Here is a 16,393-nt window from a genome sequence, read left to right on the forward strand (position 1 = left end):
CGTGGGCACCAGAACGGTCCTGCAACACCCCGACATCACGCGTGCTCTGACGCGCATCGCGCACGAGATCCTCGAGGCCAACCACGGCGCCTCGGAGCTCGTGCTCCTGGGCATCCCGACACGGGGTGCCGTCCTGGCCGAGCGGCTCGACCGCATCCTGGCCGACATCGAGCCCGAGTGGACGCCGGGTCCCACCCGCACCGGCACGCTCGACGTCACCATGCACCGGGACGACCTCGGTCACGGCATCGGCCGCGCCCCGCACCGGACGACGATCCCGGCCGGCGGCATCGACGGCAAGGTCGTCGTGCTCGTGGACGACGTGCTGTTCTCCGGCCGCACGGTCCGCGCCGCGCTCGACGCCCTGCAGGGGATCGGACGACCGCGCGCGGTCCGCCTCGCGGTGCTCGTCGACCGGGGGCACCGGGAACTGCCGATCCGCGCGGACCACGTCGGCAAGAACCTGCCGACCGCGTCCGACGAGCGGGTCACGCTGCGGCTGACCGAGACCGACGGCACCGACGAGGTCGTCATCGAACAGCCGGACGCGCGGCAGGAGGCCGCCTCGTGAAGCACCTCCTCTCCACCGCCGACCTGTCCCGCGAGCAGGCCGTCCGCATCCTCGACATCGCCGAGGAGATGGCCGAGGTCAACACGCGCGAGGTCCGGAAGCTCCCGGCCCTCCGCGGCAAGACCGTCGTGAACCTGTTCTTCGAGGACTCCACCCGCACGCGCATCTCCTTCGAGGCCGCCGCCAAGCGCCTGTCCGCCGACGTCATCAACTTCGCGGCGAAGGGCTCCAGCGTCTCGAAGGGCGAGTCGCTGAAGGACACCGTGCAGACCCTCGGCGCGATGGGCATCGACGGCATCGTCATGCGGCACCCGGCGTCGGGCGCCCCGCGGGTCCTCGCCGAGGCCGACTGGATCGACGTCCCGGTCGTCAACGCCGGCGACGGGACGCACGAGCACCCGACGCAGGCCCTGCTCGACGCCTTCACGATGCGCCGTCGTCTCCACGGCACCGCGAGCCGCGGGCAGGGGCTCGACGGCGTCCGCGTGACGATCGTCGGCGACGTCCTGCACAGCAGGGTCGCCCGGAGCAACGCCTGGCTGCTCCGCACGCTCGGCGCGGAGGTCACGTTCGCCGCGCCGCCGACCCTGCTGCCCGCGGTCGACCGGCCGTTCGGTGCCGCCGTGCACCACGACCTCGACGCCGCCCTCGCCGAGGACCCGGACGTCGTGATGCTGCTCCGGATCCAGCAGGAGCGGATGAACGACGCCTTCTTCCCGAACCCCCGCGAGTACACCCGCCACTTCGGCCTCACCGCCGCCCGGGCGGCCAGCCTGTCCGAGCGCACGCTGATCATGCACCCGGGGCCGATGAACCGCGGCCTCGAGATCGCCGGCGTGGCCGCCGACGACCCGCGCTCGACGGTCGTCGAGCAGGTCGCCAACGGCGTGTCCGTCCGCATGGCCGTCCTGTACCTCGCCCTCACCGGCGAGCACGAAGCGAAGGAGCACGTCGCATGACCGCCCACCTGATCCGCGGCGCGCAGCTGGTCGACGGCTCGCGTGCCGACATCCGCCTGGAGGGACGACGCATCACCGCGGTCGGGTCCGGTCTCGACGCGGCCGGTGCCTCGGTCGTGGACGCGGACGGCCTGATCGCCCTGCCCGGTCTCGTGGACCTCCACACGCACCTGCGCGAGCCCGGCTCCGAGGAGTCCGAGACCGTCCTCACCGGATCCCGTGCCGCGGCGGCCGGCGGCTTCACCGCCGTCAACGCGATGGCGAACTCCTCGCCGGTCGCGGACACCGCGGGCGTGGTCGAGCAGGTCCAGGCGCTCGGGGACGACGCCGGCTACGTCACGGTCCGCCCGATCGGCGCCGTGTCGCAGGGGCTGCAGGGCACGCACCTGTCCGAGATCGGTGCGATGGCGACGAGCCGGGCGAAGGTCCGCGTCTTCTCGGACGACGGCTCGTGCGTCGCCGACCCGCTGCTCATGCGTCGGGCGCTCGAGTACATCAAGGGCTTCGGCGGCGTCCTCGCGCAGCACGCGCAGGAGCCGCGGCTGACCATCGGCGCGCAGATGAACGAGGGCCGGCTGTCGTCGGAGCTCGGGCTCGCCGGCTGGCCGGCCGTGGCCGAGGAGGCGATCATCGCCCGCGACGTGCTGCTCGCCGACCACGTGGGCGCACGCCTGCACGTCTGCCACGTGTCGACCGCCGGCAGCGTCGAGGTGATCCGCTGGGCGAAATCCCGCGGGATCGAGGTCACCGCCGAGGTCACGCCGCACCACCTCGTGCTCACCGAGGACCTCATCGCCGGGGTCGACGGCGCACCCGGGTACGACGCCCGGTACAAGGTGAACCCGCCGCTGCGCTCCCGCGAGGACGTCGACGCCCTGCGCGCCGCACTGGCCGACCGCACGATCGACATCGTCGCGACCGACCACGCCCCGCACACCGCGGAGGCGAAGTGTTGCGAGTGGCCGGCCGCAGCGAACGGCATGGTCGGGCTCGAGTCGGCGCTGAGCGTCGTGCACGCCGCAGTGGTCGAGGACGGCCGGCTCGGCTGGGCGGACGTCGCGCGGGTGCTGTCCGAGGCACCCGCCCGCATCGGCCAGGTCGAGGGGCACGGTCAGCGCATCGCCGAGGGTGCCCCCGCCGAGCTGACGCTGTACGACCCCGCGGCGGTGCGGGAGTTCTCGGTCGACGACCTGCACGGCCAGTCGCAGAACTCGCCGTACCTCGGCATGCGGCTGCCCGGCCGGGTCGTCGCGACCTTCCACCACGGGTACCCGACGCTGCTCGACGGCGTGCTCGTCGACGCCGAGACGGTCGCCGCGGCCGCACTCGCGACGCCGTCGGCGCGGTCGACGAAGGCGGCGTCCGCGTGAGCCCGGCGGTGACACGGTGAGCGGCGACGCGCTGCGCTGGCTGACCGGAGCGGTGATCCTGCTCCTGGTGGCCGCGCTGTTCGTCGCCATGGCGCGCACCTGGCGGACCCGGACCCGCGCGCAGACCGCAGCGGTGCCTCCCGTCCCGGTGCCGACCGGGCTCGGACCGGCGGCCGGGTCCTGGGACGGCTTCACCGTTGCGACGACCCGCGCCGACCAGCCCCTCGAACGCATCACGGCGGGCGGGCTCGGGTTCCGGGGCCGCGGAGGGGTGACCGTGCACGACACCGGGGTGGTCCTGCACCACGCCGGCACCGCCGACCGGTGGATCGCCGCGACCGACGTCCGTGGCGCCGACCGGGCGACCTCGGCCATCGACCGGGTGGTCGAACCCGGGGGACTGGTCCGTCTGCGATGGACGGCGACCGGCGCCGCAGGAGCGACGGACCTCGACACCTACTTCCGGTTCCCGGAGGGCGACGCAGCAGCACTCGCCGCCCTGCAGGGACTGACGACGACGCACGAACACCCGCACACCGCGGGCGAAGGGACGAACTGATGACACGCGAACGGGCCGTACTGGTCCTCGAGGACGGCACCCGCTACGACGGACGGGCCTACGGCGCCCGAGGCCGATCCCTGGGAGAGGTCGTCTTCGCCACCGGTATGACCGGCTACCAGGAGACGCTGACCGACCCGTCCTACGCCGGGCAGATCGTGGTGCAGACCGCGCCGCACATCGGCAACACCGGCGTCAACGACGAGGACCCCGAGTCCCGTCGCATCTGGGTCGCCGGCTACGTGGTCCGTGACCCCAGCCGCGTCGTGTCGAACCACCGCGCGAACGCGACCCTCGACGACCACCTGGTGCGCGACGGCATCGTCGGCATCTCCGGCATCGACACGCGCGCGCTCACCCGCCGGATCCGCGACGCGGGCGCCATGAAGGGCGGCGTCTTCAGCGGGGCGGACGCGGACCTGTCCGCGGACGAACAGCTGCGCGCCGTGCGCGAGCAGGCCGCCATGGCCGGCGCGAGCTTCTCGTCGATCGTGTCCACGCCGGAGACGTACGTGGTCCCTGCCGTCGGCGAGCAGATCGGCCGGCTCGCCGTGCTCGACCTCGGCGTCAAGGCGTCCACCACCCGGTACCTCGCCGAGCGCGGGTTCGAGGTGCACGTCGTGCCGCAGGACATCACGGCGGACGCGCTGCAGAAGCTCGACCCCGATGCGCTCTTCTACTCGAACGGCCCCGGTGACCCGGCCGCGAGCGACGCGCAGGTCGAACTGCTCCAGGAGTCCCTGAAGACCGGCCGCCCGTTCTTCGGCATCTGCTTCGGCAACCAGCTCCTCGGCCGCGCGCTCGGCTTCGGCACGTACAAGCTGCCCTTCGGCCACCGCGGCATCAACCAGCCGGTGCTCGACACCGCCACGGGGAAGGTCGAGATCACGAGCCAGAACCACGGCTTCGCGGTCGACGCGCCCCTGGGCGAGGTGCTCGAGTCGCCGGCCGGGTTCGGCCGGGTCGAGGTCTCGCACTACTCCCTGAACGACCAGGTCGTCGAGGGCCTCCGCGCGCTCGACGTGCCCGCGTTCAGCGTGCAGTACCACCCCGAGGCGGCGGCCGGTCCGCACGACTCCATGTACCTGTTCGACCGGTTCGCGGACCTGGTCCGTGCGCGGCGCGAGGGGAAGCCGCTCGACGCGGCGACCGCCACCGCCACGACCCCCGCAGCCGACCCGACGACCGACGCCGGCGCGTCGGCCGCGCAGAACGAAAGCAGCAACTGATGCCGAAGCGCGCAGACATCAACTCCGTCCTCGTCATCGGCTCGGGCCCGATCGTCATCGGTCAGGCCGCCGAGTTCGACTACTCCGGCACCCAGGCGTGCCGTGTCCTCCGCGCCGAGGGCGTCCGCGTCATCCTCGTCAACCCGAACCCGGCGACGATCATGACCGACCCCGACTTCGCCGACGCGACCTACATCGAGCCGATCACGAGCGCCTCGCTCGAGGAGATCATCAGGATCGAGCGCCCGGACGCCGTGCTCCCGACCCTCGGTGGCCAGACGGCGCTCAACGCGGCGATCAAGCTCGACGCCGAGGGCATCCTCGACAAGTACGGCGTCGAGCTCATCGGTGCCAAGGTCGACGCCATCCAGCGCGGCGAGGACCGCCAGCTCTTCAAGGAGCTCGTGCTCGAGTCCGGTGCCGACGTGGCCCGCAGCCACATCGCCCACACCCTGGACGAGGCGAAGGCGTTCGCGCAGGACCTCGGCTACCCGCTCGTCGTCCGACCGTCCTTCACGATGGGTGGTCTCGGCTCCGGCTTCGCGTACAACGAGGAGGAGCTCGTCCGCTTCGTGGGCGACGGCCTGCAGTCGAGCCCGACCACCGAGGTGCTCCTCGAGGAGTCGATCCTCGGTTGGAAGGAGTACGAGCTCGAGCTCATGCGGGACAACTTCGACAACACGGTCGTGATCTGCTCGATCGAGAACGTCGACCCCGTCGGCGTGCACACGGGCGACTCGATCACCGTCGCCCCGGCGCTGACGCTGACCGACCGCGAGTACCAGAACATGCGGAACATCGGCATCGACATCATCCGTCGCGTCGGTGTCGACACCGGCGGCTGCAACATCCAGTTCGCCGTCGACCCGTCGAACGGGCGCCTGATCGTCATCGAGATGAACCCGCGTGTCTCCCGCTCGTCCGCGCTCGCGTCGAAGGCGACCGGCTTCCCGATCGCGAAGATCGCCGCGAAGCTCGCCATCGGGTACCGCCTCGACGAGATCGAGAACGACATCACCCGGGTCACGCCGGCGAGCTTCGAGCCGACGCTCGACTACGTCGTCGTGAAGACCCCGCGGTTCGCGTTCGAGAAGTTCCCGGCGGCCGACGCCACGCTCACCACCACCATGAAGAGCGTCGGCGAGGCGATGGCCATCGGCCGGAACTACGCCACCGCGCTGCAGAAGTCCCTGCGGAGCCTCGAGAAGCGCGGTTCGAGCTTCCACTGGGACACCCCGGCGGCCGAGCTCGACAAGGACGGCCTGCTGTCAAAGGCCCAGGTGCCGACCGACGGCCGCATCGTGACCGTGCAGCAGGCCCTCGTCGCCGGCGCCACCGCGGACGAGGTCTTCGAGGCCACGAAGATCGACCCGTGGTTCATCGACCAGATCGTCCTCATCAACGAGGTCGCCGACGAGGTGCGTGCTGCGGAGACGCTCGACGCGGACACCCTGCGCTGGGCGAAGGAGCACGGCTTCAGCGACGCGCAGATCGCCGCGCTGCGAGGGATCTCCGAGCAGGAGGCGCGCGACGCCCGCCACGAGCAGGGCATCCGCCCGGTCTTCAAGACGGTGGACACCTGCGCCGGCGAGTTCCCGGCGCTCACGCCGTACCACTACTCGTCGTACGACGCCGAGACCGAGGTCGCCGCGAGCGACCGCAAGAAGGTCGTCATCCTCGGCTCCGGCCCGAACCGCATCGGGCAGGGCGTCGAGTTCGACTACTCGTGCGTGCACGCCTCGTTCGCGCTGTCGGACGCCGGCTACGAGACGATCATGATCAACTGCAACCCGGAGACGGTCTCCACCGACTACGACACCTCGGACCGGCTGTACTTCGAGCCGCTCACCACCGAGGACGTCCTCGAGGTCATCGAGGCCGAGGCGGCGTCCGGCGAGCTCGTCGGCGTCGTCGTGCAGCTCGGTGGTCAGACCGCCCTCGGGCTCGCGAAGCCGCTCGAGGCGGCCGGCATCCCGATCCTCGGCACGACCCCGAGCGCGATCGACTCCGCCGAGGAGCGCGGCCAGTTCGCCGCGATCCTCGAGCAGGCCGGCCTGCTCGCACCGCGGAACGGCACCGCCCACGACCTCGCCAGCGCGACCGCGGTGGCCGAGGAGATCGGGTACCCGGTCCTCGTCCGCCCGTCCTTCGTGCTCGGCGGACGCGGCATGGAGATCGTCTACGACCCGGCCGCCCTCGCGGACTACTTCGACCGCATGGCCGACCAGGCGATCATCGGTCCGGACCTGCCGCTGCTGGTCGACCGGTTCCTCGACGACGCGGTGGAGATCGACGTCGACGCGCTCTTCGACGGCGAGCGGCTGTACGTCGGCGGCATCATGGAGCACATCGAGGAGGCCGGCATCCACTCCGGCGACTCGGCCTGCACCCTGCCGCCGGTCGGCCTCGGCAAGGCGGAGATCCGCGGCGTGGTCGAGGCGACGGAGAAGATCGCCCGCGGCATCGGCGTGCAGGGCCTGCTCAACGTGCAGTTCGCGATCGGCGCGGGCGTGCTCTACGTCCTCGAGGCGAACCCGCGCGCCAGCCGCACGGTCCCGTTCGTGTCCAAGGCGCTCGGCATCCCGCTCGCCAAGGCGGCCAGCCGGGTGATGACCGGCACGTCGATCGACGCGCTCGTCGCCGAGGGCATGCTGCCGGAGCGCGACGGTTCCTCGGTCCCGCCGCAGGCACCCGTCGCCGTGAAGGAGGCCGTGCTGCCCTTCCGTCGCTTCCGCACCCACGACGGCCAGGTCGTCGACTCGGTGCTCAGCCCCGAGATGCGGTCGACCGGCGAGGTCATGGGCATCGACCGCGACTTCCCGCGGGCGTTCCTCAAGTCGCAGGACGCCGCGTACGGCGGTCTGCCGACGAGCGGCACGGTCTTCGTGAGCGTCGCGGACACGGACAAGCGCCAGGTCGTCCTGCCCGTGCACCGCCTGCAGCAGCTCGGGTTCACGATCACCGCGACCGAGGGGACCGCCGAGGTCCTGCGCCGCAACGGCATCGAGGTCACCCTGGTCGGCAAGTACAGCGAGGGCGGCGAGAGCGTCGTCGACCTGCTGGCTCGCGACGCGGTCGACATCGTCATCAACACGCCCTCCGGCGCCGCCGGTCGTGCGGACGGCTACGAGATCCGTGCGGCCACGGTCGCCGCGGACAAGCCGCTCTTCACGACGATCGCGCAGCTCGGTGCGGCGGTCGCGGCGATCGAGACGATCGGCACCCCGCTCAGCGCCCGCAGCCTGCAGGACTACGCGCTCGAGCGCGCGACCTGGTGACGGGAGCGGACGTGACGGCCGCCGTGTCGACGCCCCGGACGGGAGGCTCGACCCCCTTCGGTGTCCGGCTCGCCGCCGCCGTGGGGCAGCGTTCCCCCCTGTGCGTCGGCATCGACCCCCACGCCGCCACCCTGGCGGCGTGGGGGCTCGGCCGCGACGAGCAGGGCCTCACCGCCTTCGGCGCGACCCTGGTCGACGCGGCCGCCGGCCGCGCGGCGATCGTGAAGCCGCAGATCGCCTTCTTCGAGGCGGCCGGGGTACCCGGGTACCGCGCGCTCGACGCGACCCTCCGTCGCGCGCGCGATGCGGGCCTCCTGGTCGTCGCCGACGTGAAGCGGGGCGACATCGGGTCGACCGGTGACGACTACGCGCTCGCGTGGCTCGACCGTGACGGCCCGTTCCGGGCCGACGCGATGACGGTGTCGCCGTACCTCGGGTACGGCTCGCTCGCCGGCACCGTCGAGGTGGCGCGGCGGAACGACGCGGGCGTGTTCGTGCTCGCCGCGACGAGCAACCCGGAGGCGCGCGTGCTGCAGACCGCCGTGCTCGCCGAGGGGCCGCGTGCCGGACGATCCGTCGCTGCCGGTATCGTCCTTGATGTGGCAGACGACAACCGGACCGGCGGCGAGCAGCCGCTCGGGGACGTCGGGCTCGTGCTCGGCGCCACCCTCGACCTCGACGACTTCGGCATCGACGCGGAGACCATCGGCAACGCGCCGGTGCTCGCCCCGGGCTTCGGCGCCCAGGGTGCGCGGATCGAGGACCTGCGCGCCCGGTACGGTGCGCGCGCCGAGCAGGTCCTGGTGAACGAGTCCCGCGGGCTGCTGGCGGACGGCCCGGACGGTGTCGCGGCCCTCGTGCAGGACCGCGTCGACCGCATCCACGCTGCACTGGGGGCGGCCGCGTGACGGACCAGACGCCCGACCGCGGCGACCTGCCCGCGCACCGCAACCCGCCGGAGGTCGACCGGGTCGCGGCTGCCCGCGCCGCCGTCGCCGCACGGCGCGCCCGTGCAGCGGTCAAGGCGCAGGTCGCGTCGGGGGAGCGCAGCGCCCTCGAGGTCGCCCGTGCCGCCTGGTCCGACGAGGACCTGCCCGCCGAGAAGTCCCTGCGCGTGCGGGACCTGCTCACGAGCATGTCCGGCATCGGCCCGGCGCGTGCCGAGGCCGTGATGGGGGAGCTCCGCATCGCGCCGTCCAAGCGGCTCGGTGGTCTCGGTACCCGCCAGCGCACCGCCCTGGCGGACTGGCTCGCCGCGCGCGGCCGGAAGCGCGGCGCGTCGAAGCTCGTCGTGCTCGCCGGACCGACCGCGGTCGGCAAGGGCACCGTGAGCGCGCACATCCGCGAGCACTTCCCCGACGTGAACCTCAGCGTCTCGGCGACGACCCGGAAGCCCCGTCCGGGCGAGGTCGACGGCGTGCACTACTACTTCGTCGACGACGCCGAGTTCGACCGGATGATCCGCGACCGCGAGCTGCTCGAGTGGGCGGTCGTGCACAACTCCTACCGGTACGGCACGCCGCGTCCGCCGATCGACCGCGCGCTCGACGCCGGCGACAAGGTGATGCTCGAGATCGACCTGCAGGGCGCCCGGCAGGTGCGGGACGCCATGCCCGAGGCCGTGCTCGTGTTCCTGCTGCCGCCGACGTGGGAGGAACTGGTCCGCCGGCTCATCGGTCGCGGCACCGAGTCCGCCGAGGAACAGGCGCGCCGCCTCGAGACCGCGAAGGTCGAGCTGGCCGCGCAGGACGAGTTCGACGTGCGGATCGTGAACTCGGATGTCGGCACCGCGGCACGCGAGGTCGTAGACTTGTTCTCTGCGCCCTGACACAGCGCAGCCGCGCGCGCCTCCTCGGCGTCGCGCCCGCGCAGCCCGACCACGGTCTGGCGGTCCGATCCGGTCGGACCCGCGCCCCACGCACCCGCAGCCGACAGGAGACACCATGGCCAACCCCCAGGGCATCATCGACCCGCCCATCGACGACCTGCTCGCCAAGGTGGAGTCGAAGTACGCGCTCGTCATCTTCGCCTCGAAGCGCGCGCGTCAGATCAACGACTACTACGCCGACCTGCACGAGGGGTCGCTCTTCGACAACGTCGGCCCGCTCGTCGACTCGACGATCGACGACAAGCCGCTGTCCGTCGCTCTGCACGAGATCAACGAGGACAAGCTGACCGTCACCAAGCAGCAGCAGCCCACCGACTGACCCCGGTGAGCGGCACCAACCTGCGCCTCTTCACGTCCGAGTCGGTGACGGAGGGGCACCCCGACAAGATCTGCGACCAGATCTCGGACACGATCCTCGACGCGCTGCTCGCGGTCGACCCGCACGCGAGGGTCGCGGTCGAGACGATGGTCACCACCGGGCTCGTGCACGTCGCGGGCGAGGTCACGACCTCCGGCTACGTCGAGATCCCGAAGCTCGTCCGCGACGTCATCACGGGGATCGGCTACAACTCGTCCGAGGTGTCCTTCGACGGCCGCACCTGCGGTGTCGAGGTGTCGATCGGCGCGCAGTCACCGGACATCGCCCAGGGCGTGGACGAGTCGCTCGACAGCCGGTCCGGCGCCGGCATCGACGAGCTCGACCGCCAGGGTGCGGGTGACCAGGGCATCATGTTCGGCTTCGCCACGAACGAGACGCCCGAGTACATGCCCGTCGCGATCTGGCTCGCGCACCGCCTGGCGGAGCGTCTGGCCGAGGTCCGCAAGACCGGCGTGCTCGACTTCCTCCGTCCGGACGGCAAGACGCAGGTCACGGTCGGCTACGACGGCGTCGTGCCGAAGACCGTCGAGACGGTCGTGCTCTCCACGCAGCACTCGCCCGCGGTCACCCTCGACGAGCTCACGGCGCAGATCACCGAGCACGTGATCCGTCCGGTGCTCGAGCTGGTCGACCTCGACTCGTCGCACGTCGACGTCATCGTGAACCCGACCGGCCGGTTCGAGATCGGCGGCCCGCAGGGCGACGCCGGGCTCACCGGGCGCAAGGTGATCGTCGACACGTACGGCGGAGCCTCCCGGCACGGTGGTGGCGCGTTCAGCGGCAAGGACCCGTCCAAGGTCGACCGCTCGGCCGCGTACGCGCTGCGCTGGGTCGCGAAGAACGCCGTGGCCGCGGGGCTCGCGGACCGGCTCGAGGTCCAGGTGGCCTACGCCATCGGCCGTGCGAAGCCCGTCGGCCTGTACGTCGAGTCCTTCGGCACCGGACACGTCGACGACGCCACGATCGAGGCGGCGATCACCGAGGTGTTCGACCTGCGTCCGGCCGCGATCATCCGCGACCTCGACCTGCTCAAGCCCCGGTACGCGCAGACCGCGGCGTACGGCCACTTCGGCCGCGAGCTGCCCGGCTTCACCTGGGAGCAGCTCGACCGCGTCGAGGAGCTCCGCGCCGCAGCAGGGCTCGTCACCGCCGCCGTCTAGGCACCGTGTGACCTCCGTCGCGCGCGTCGTCCTCGACTCGCCGCTCCCGCAGTTGGACCGTCTGTTCGACTACCGGGTGCCGGCCGAGCTCGAGGACGACTGCGTGCCGGGGGTCCGCGTCAAGGTGCCGCTGCGCACCGGCGCCCGGATGTCCGACGCGTACGTCGTCGAGATCGTCTCCGAGGGAGACTGGCCGGGCGAGCTCAGTCCCGTCGAGCAGGTCGTGTCACCGGTGCCCGTGCTGGCGCCGGAGATCTGGACGCTCGCGCGCGCCGTCGCCGACCGTGCCGCCGGCGTCGCGTCCGACGTGCTCCGGCTCGCCGTGCCGACGCGGCAGGTCCGTGCCGAGAAGGCCTGGCTGGCCCGAGACACCTCGTGGTCGCCGCCGGCGGTCGAGCCGACCACCGTCACCGGCTACGGCGAGGGCGTCCTGGAGGCACTGCTCGCCGACCACGGACGGGCTGCGGTCGACGCCGTCCCCCACCCCGTCGACCTCGGGACGGCCGACGATCCCGTGTGGGTGCCCGGATGGGCCGCGACGCTCGCGCAGGCCGCATCCCAGGTCGTCGCACGCGAGGAGTCCGCCGTGCTCGCGGTGCCGGACTTCCGCGACGTCACCGACCTCGAACGTGCGCTCCTCGCCGTCCTCCCGCCCGAGCGCGTCGTCCGGTTCGACGCCAAGCAGACGAACGGGCAGCGGGCGAAGGCACTGCTGCAGGCGCGGACCCACGCGGTCGTGGCGATCGGCAACCGGACGGCGGCGTTCGCACCGGCTACCGAGCTCGGACTCGTGGCGATGTGGGAGGACGGCGACGCGTCCTTCGTCGAGCCCCGCGCCCCGTACGTGCACACGCGGGACGTCGCCCTCGTCCGGACCGCCCAGTCCGGCGCTGCGCTCCTGTTCCTCGCGCACGCCCGGTCGACCGACGTGCAGCGGCTCGTCGAGCTGCACTGGCTCCAGGAGGTCGCCCCGTACCGGGTGCCGACGCCGAAGGTGATCCCGACCGCGCAGCAGGCGAGCGCCGAGGGCTTCGCGGCCCAGGCGCGCATCCCGAGCACGGCGTGGCGTGCCGCGCGCGAGGCCAGCCAGCACGGCCCGGTCCTCGTGCAGGTCGCGAACCCGGGCTTCGGCACCGGGCTGGTCTGCGCCGACTGCGGGGAGCGCGCGCACTGCCGAGTGTGCGGCGGACCACTCGGCAGCCCGCACCGGAACGCGACCCCGCAGTGCCGGTTCTGCGGTGCCCTCGCCGTCGGGTACCGGTGCCCGACGTGCGGCGGGGGGAAGCTCAAGCCCGTCGGGCAGGGGGCGCAGCGGACCGCCGACGAGCTCGGCCGGGCGTTCCCCGGTACGAGGATCGTGGTGGCCGACGGCTCCCGTCTGCTCGACGAGGTCCCGGCCCGCCCCGCGGTGGTCGTCGCCACCCGTGGCGCGGAGCCCAGCGTGCCGGGCGGGTACGCCTGCGTCCTGCTGCTCGACGGCGAACGGCTCCTCGCGCGTGAGGGGCTCCGGGTGCAGGAGGACGTGCTCCGCTTCTGGACGAACGCCGCCGCCAAGGGCGCGCCTGGTGCCGAGGTGTACCTCGTCGGCATCGGCGGGAAGCTCGCCACCGCGATGGCGCTCTGGCGGCTCGACGGTCCGGCGCACGACGAACTCGTCGATCGACGCGCCCTGCACTTCCCGCCGGCGGTCCGCGTGGCGACGCTCACCGGCACGGACGAGGCGGTGACCGCGGCGGTCGAGGCCCTCGGCGACGCGGTGGTCGGGGCGGTCCTCGGCCCGGTGCCGGTGCCGGAGGACCCGGTGCCCGGGACGGTCCGTGCGATCGTGCGGTTCCCGTACGCGCACGGGGGAGAGGTCGCGGCGACGCTCAAGGCCGAGGTGATCCGCCGCTCGTCGACCCGGCGGGTGCTGCCGGGCGGCAACCGCCGTCGTGCGGCGCCCACCCTGCGCGTGCGGCTCGACGACGCCGAGCCGTTCACCGAGGTCTGACCCGCCACGGACGTCGCCGCGGCCACCGACACCGGTGGGCGACGCGCCGGGCGCACACCGGGCCTCCCGTCCGTCCGGACGGTGTGCCAGGCTGAGCGTGGTGGCCACGAGCCACCGACGACCACACCACACGCACGACGGAGTGACGAGGTGACGCCGATGCGGGCGCTCTGGAAGCCGGACGCCGGTCCGGGACTGATCATGACCGACCGGCCGGTGCCGGTCCCGACCGAGGACGAGGTCCTCGTCCGCGTGCTGCGGACCGGGATCTGCGGGACCGACCTGCACATCGAGCGGTGGGACGACTGGGCCGCGTCGGCCGTGACCGCGCCGCTCGTTCCCGGCCACGAGTTCTCCGGCGAGGTCGTCGAGGTCGGCACGGCCGTGCGGGACGTCGCGGTCGGCGACCTCGTGTCCGGCGAGGGCCACGTCGTCTGCGGCACCTGCCGGAACTGTCGCGCCGGACGTCGGCAGATGTGCATCCGCACGAAGGGGCTCGGCGTGCAGCGTGACGGCGCGTTCGCGGAGTACCTGACGCTGCCCGGCACGAACGTCTGGGTCCACCACGGCCCCGTCGAACCCGAGGTGGGCGCCCTCTTCGACCCGCTCGGCAACGCCGTGCACACCGCGCTCGCGTTCCCCCTGGTCGGCGAGGACGTGCTGGTCACCGGGTGCGGGCCGATCGGCCTCATGGCGATCGCCGTGGCCCGTCACGCCGGGGCGCGGTTCGTCGTCGGGACCGACGTCAGCCCCCAGCGGCTGCGCATGGCGGAGGGGATGGGCGCCGACCTCGGGGTGGACGTGCGCCATGACGGTGCCGCCGCCGTCCGCGAGGTGCAGGAGCGGCTCGGCATGCGTGAGGGCTTCGACGTCGGCTTCGAGATGTCCGGGGCGCCGACCGCACTGCCCGCGATGGTCGAGAACATGAACCACGGCGGCCGCATCGCGATGCTCGGGCTGCCGAGCGGCCCGATCGCGGTGGACTGGGGCAAGGTCGTCACGCACATGCTCACGGTGAAGGGCATCTACGGCCGTGAGATGTTCGAGACGTGGCAGGCGATGAGCTCGATGCTGGCCACGAGTGCGGTCCTGAGAGCGCGCATCGGCTCGATCGTGTCGGCGTGCCACCCGGCGCGCGACTGGGAGGCGGCGTTCGCCGCGGCGGCGGACGCGGACGGCGGCAAGGTCGTCATCGACTGGACGGAGACCTGATGTACGGCGCGATCAAGGACCACCTGGCGACGGAGCTCGCCGGTGTCGAGGCAGCGGGGCTGACGAAGCGCGAGCGTGGCATCGCCGGCCCCCAGCGGGCCGCGATCGAGGCGGACGGCACCGACCTGCTCAACTTCTGCGCGAACAACTACCTCGGGCTCGCGGACTCGACGGACCTCGTCGACGCGGCGAAGGACGCCCTCGACCGCTGGGGCTACGGCATGGCGAGCGTGCGGTTCATCTGCGGCACGCAGGACCTGCACCTCGACCTCGAACGTCGGGTGGCGGGCTTCCTCGGCACCGAGGCCGCGATCCTGTACTCGTCGTGCTTCGACGCGAACGGCGGGCTGTTCGAGGTGCTGCTCGGTCCGGAGGACGCGATCATCTCCGACGAGCTCAACCACGCGTCGATCATCGACGGCATCCGTCTCTCGAAGGCGCAGCGGTTCCGGTACCGCAACCGCGACACCGCCGACCTGGAGGCGCAGCTCGCCGCCGCCTCGTCGGCACGCTTCCGTGCGGTGGTCACCGACGGCGTCTTCTCGATGGACGGCTCGATCGCGCCGCTCGCCGAGATCTGCGACCTCGCCGAGCGGTACGACGCACTCGTCATCGTCGACGACTCGCACGCGGTCGGGTTCGTCGGTGAGCACGGCCGGGGGACCCCCGAACTGTGCGGGGTGGCGGACCGGGTCGACGTGTACACCGGCACGTTCGGCAAGGCGCTCGGCGGGGCGTCCGGCGGGTACGTGGCCGCTCGCCGGGAGGTCGTCGACCTGCTGCGGCAGCGCTCACGCCCGTACCTGTTCTCGAACTCGCTCGCGCCGGTGATCGCGGCGGGCACCCTCGCGGCACTGGACCTGGTCGAACGCTCGGACGACGCCCGCGCCCGGCTCGCAGCCAACGCCAGGACGTTCCGGACGCTCATGTCCGACGCGGGCTTCGAGCTCCTGCCGGGGGAGCACCCGATCGTGCCCGTGATGTTCCACGACGCCGCGCGCACCGCGCGCATCGCCGACGAGATGCAGGCACGGGGCGTCTACGTGACGGCCTTCAGCTACCCGGTGGTGCCGCAGGGGAGAGCCCGGATCCGGGTGCAGCTCTCCGCAGCGCACACCGAGGAGCAGGTGCGCCGGTGCGTCGACGCCTTCGTCGGGGCCCGCGCCGCCGTCGACGGCTGACGCCTCCCGGAACGCAACGTCGGCGGCTGCTCGCAGGGGCGTACCACTGCGAGGAGCCGCCGACGTGGCGTGTTGCGGGTCCGGCCCTGGTTCAGGCGCCGACCGGGCGGCGGCGCTCCCGCGGGAAGACGACGCCGAGCGCCACCATGCCGATCGCCAGCACCAGGTGCAGCCAGTTGTCCGCCCAGTTCAGCGGGACGAAGTTCGCGCCGGACATCGTGCCCGCCGTGAACAGGCCGTACACCCACAGCACGAAGTAGACGACGCCGCCGATGACGAGGTACATCCGCGATCCCGTCGCACGGTTCGCCGCGAGCAACCCGACGACACCGAACAGCAGGTGCACGATGTTGTGCAGGACCGACACCTGGAAGATCCCGAGCAGCATCGCCATCGAGTGGTGACCGGCACCGCCGAGGTCGCCGGAGGTCAGCCCCGGCACGAACCCGGCGATCCCGACGAGCAGGAACACGATGCCGACGACGAGCGCGACCTTCTGGATCGACGAGCCGGCGTAGCGGTTGGTGGAGGTGGTGACGTCACTCATGGTCCGGACGTTACCCAGCCGGCTCGCAGTCCGTTCCCGGTCGCCCGCGTCCCGCGCGCGTCGGACACCG

General features: G+C 72.5%; 14 protein-coding genes. 13 read left to right on the plus strand and 1 reads right to left on the minus strand.

Translation table 11 applies throughout. The features are described 5' to 3' along the window. Position 1: 1 nt before the first annotated feature. The 13 genes from pyrR to ABIC52_RS01190 all read left to right on the plus strand — a co-directional run bounded on the left by pyrR (position 2) and on the right by ABIC52_RS01190 (position 15,776). A complete protein-coding gene (pyrR, locus tag ABIC52_RS01130; RefSeq protein WP_126890787.1) occupies positions 2–571 on the plus strand; it encodes a bifunctional pyr operon transcriptional regulator/uracil phosphoribosyltransferase PyrR in 570 nt (189 codons plus the stop codon). After that, positions 568–1,530, plus strand: coding sequence for an aspartate carbamoyltransferase catalytic subunit (locus ABIC52_RS01135; RefSeq protein ID WP_209823571.1), 963 nt, complete (start codon positions 568–570; stop codon positions 1,528–1,530). Before pyrR ends, ABIC52_RS01135 begins: the two co-directional genes overlap by 4 nt. Next, positions 1,527–2,900: a dihydroorotase gene (locus tag ABIC52_RS01140; protein WP_126890789.1), complete on the plus strand. Its 1,374-nt coding sequence runs from the start codon at positions 1,527–1,529 to the stop codon at positions 2,898–2,900. The genes ABIC52_RS01135 and ABIC52_RS01140 overlap by 4 nt, the downstream gene beginning before the upstream one ends. 16 nt (positions 2,901–2,916) lie before the next feature. Then, positions 2,917–3,459: a PH-like domain-containing protein gene (locus ABIC52_RS01145; RefSeq protein WP_126890790.1), complete on the plus strand. Its 543-nt coding sequence runs from the start codon at positions 2,917–2,919 to the stop codon at positions 3,457–3,459. After that, the gene (gene carA / locus ABIC52_RS01150) at positions 3,459–4,688 is read left to right on the plus strand and encodes a glutamine-hydrolyzing carbamoyl-phosphate synthase small subunit (RefSeq protein ID WP_354026404.1); all 1,230 of its coding nucleotides are present in this window, start codon (positions 3,459–3,461) and stop codon (positions 4,686–4,688) included. The genes ABIC52_RS01145 and carA overlap by 1 nt, the downstream gene beginning before the upstream one ends. Beyond that, positions 4,688–7,966: a carbamoyl-phosphate synthase large subunit gene (gene carB, locus ABIC52_RS01155; protein ID WP_354026405.1), complete on the plus strand. Its 3,279-nt coding sequence runs from the start codon at positions 4,688–4,690 to the stop codon at positions 7,964–7,966. The genes carA and carB overlap by 1 nt, the downstream gene beginning before the upstream one ends. 11 nt (positions 7,967–7,977) lie before the next feature. Beyond that, positions 7,978–8,874 carry an orotidine-5'-phosphate decarboxylase gene (pyrF, locus tag ABIC52_RS01160; protein ID WP_354026406.1) on the plus strand — a complete coding sequence of 299 codons (897 nt, stop codon included), beginning with the start codon at positions 7,978–7,980 and terminating at the stop codon, positions 8,872–8,874. Beyond that, the gene (gene gmk, locus ABIC52_RS01165; RefSeq protein WP_435526050.1) at positions 8,871–9,794 is read left to right on the plus strand and encodes a guanylate kinase; all 924 of its coding nucleotides are present in this window, start codon (positions 8,871–8,873) and stop codon (positions 9,792–9,794) included. Before pyrF ends, gmk begins: the two co-directional genes overlap by 4 nt. 115 nt (positions 9,795–9,909) lie before the next feature. Further along, positions 9,910–10,173, plus strand: a complete 264-nt coding sequence (rpoZ, locus tag ABIC52_RS01170; protein WP_022906709.1) for a DNA-directed RNA polymerase subunit omega — start codon at positions 9,910–9,912, stop codon at positions 10,171–10,173. 5 nt (positions 10,174–10,178) lie between these two features. Then, positions 10,179–11,393, plus strand: coding sequence for a methionine adenosyltransferase (metK, locus tag ABIC52_RS01175; RefSeq protein WP_354026407.1), 1,215 nt, complete (start codon positions 10,179–10,181; stop codon positions 11,391–11,393). Positions 11,394–11,400: 7 nt separating this feature from the next. Beyond that, the gene (locus tag ABIC52_RS01180) at positions 11,401–13,383 is read left to right on the plus strand and encodes a primosomal protein N' family DNA-binding protein (protein ID WP_354026408.1); all 1,983 of its coding nucleotides are present in this window, start codon (positions 11,401–11,403) and stop codon (positions 13,381–13,383) included. A 159-nt stretch (positions 13,384–13,542) separates the two neighbouring features. Beyond that, the gene (gene tdh, locus ABIC52_RS01185; protein ID WP_354026409.1) at positions 13,543–14,595 is read left to right on the plus strand and encodes an L-threonine 3-dehydrogenase; all 1,053 of its coding nucleotides are present in this window, start codon (positions 13,543–13,545) and stop codon (positions 14,593–14,595) included. After that, positions 14,595–15,776 carry a glycine C-acetyltransferase gene (locus ABIC52_RS01190; protein ID WP_209823583.1) on the plus strand — a complete coding sequence of 394 codons (1,182 nt, stop codon included), beginning with the start codon at positions 14,595–14,597 and terminating at the stop codon, positions 15,774–15,776. Before tdh ends, ABIC52_RS01190 begins: the two co-directional genes overlap by 1 nt. A gap of 91 nt (positions 15,777–15,867) precedes the next feature. Here ABIC52_RS01190 and ABIC52_RS01195 read toward each other — a convergent pair whose 3' ends face one another. Continuing rightward, positions 15,868–16,323, minus strand: a complete 456-nt coding sequence (locus tag ABIC52_RS01195) for a DUF4383 domain-containing protein (RefSeq protein WP_174234689.1) — start codon at positions 16,321–16,323, stop codon at positions 15,868–15,870. Between the last annotated feature and the right edge of the window lie 70 nt (positions 16,324–16,393).

It is taken from the genome of Curtobacterium oceanosedimentum, assembly GCF_040545555.1.
In the GTDB taxonomy this organism is placed as follows: domain Bacteria; phylum Actinomycetota; class Actinomycetes; order Actinomycetales; family Microbacteriaceae; genus Curtobacterium.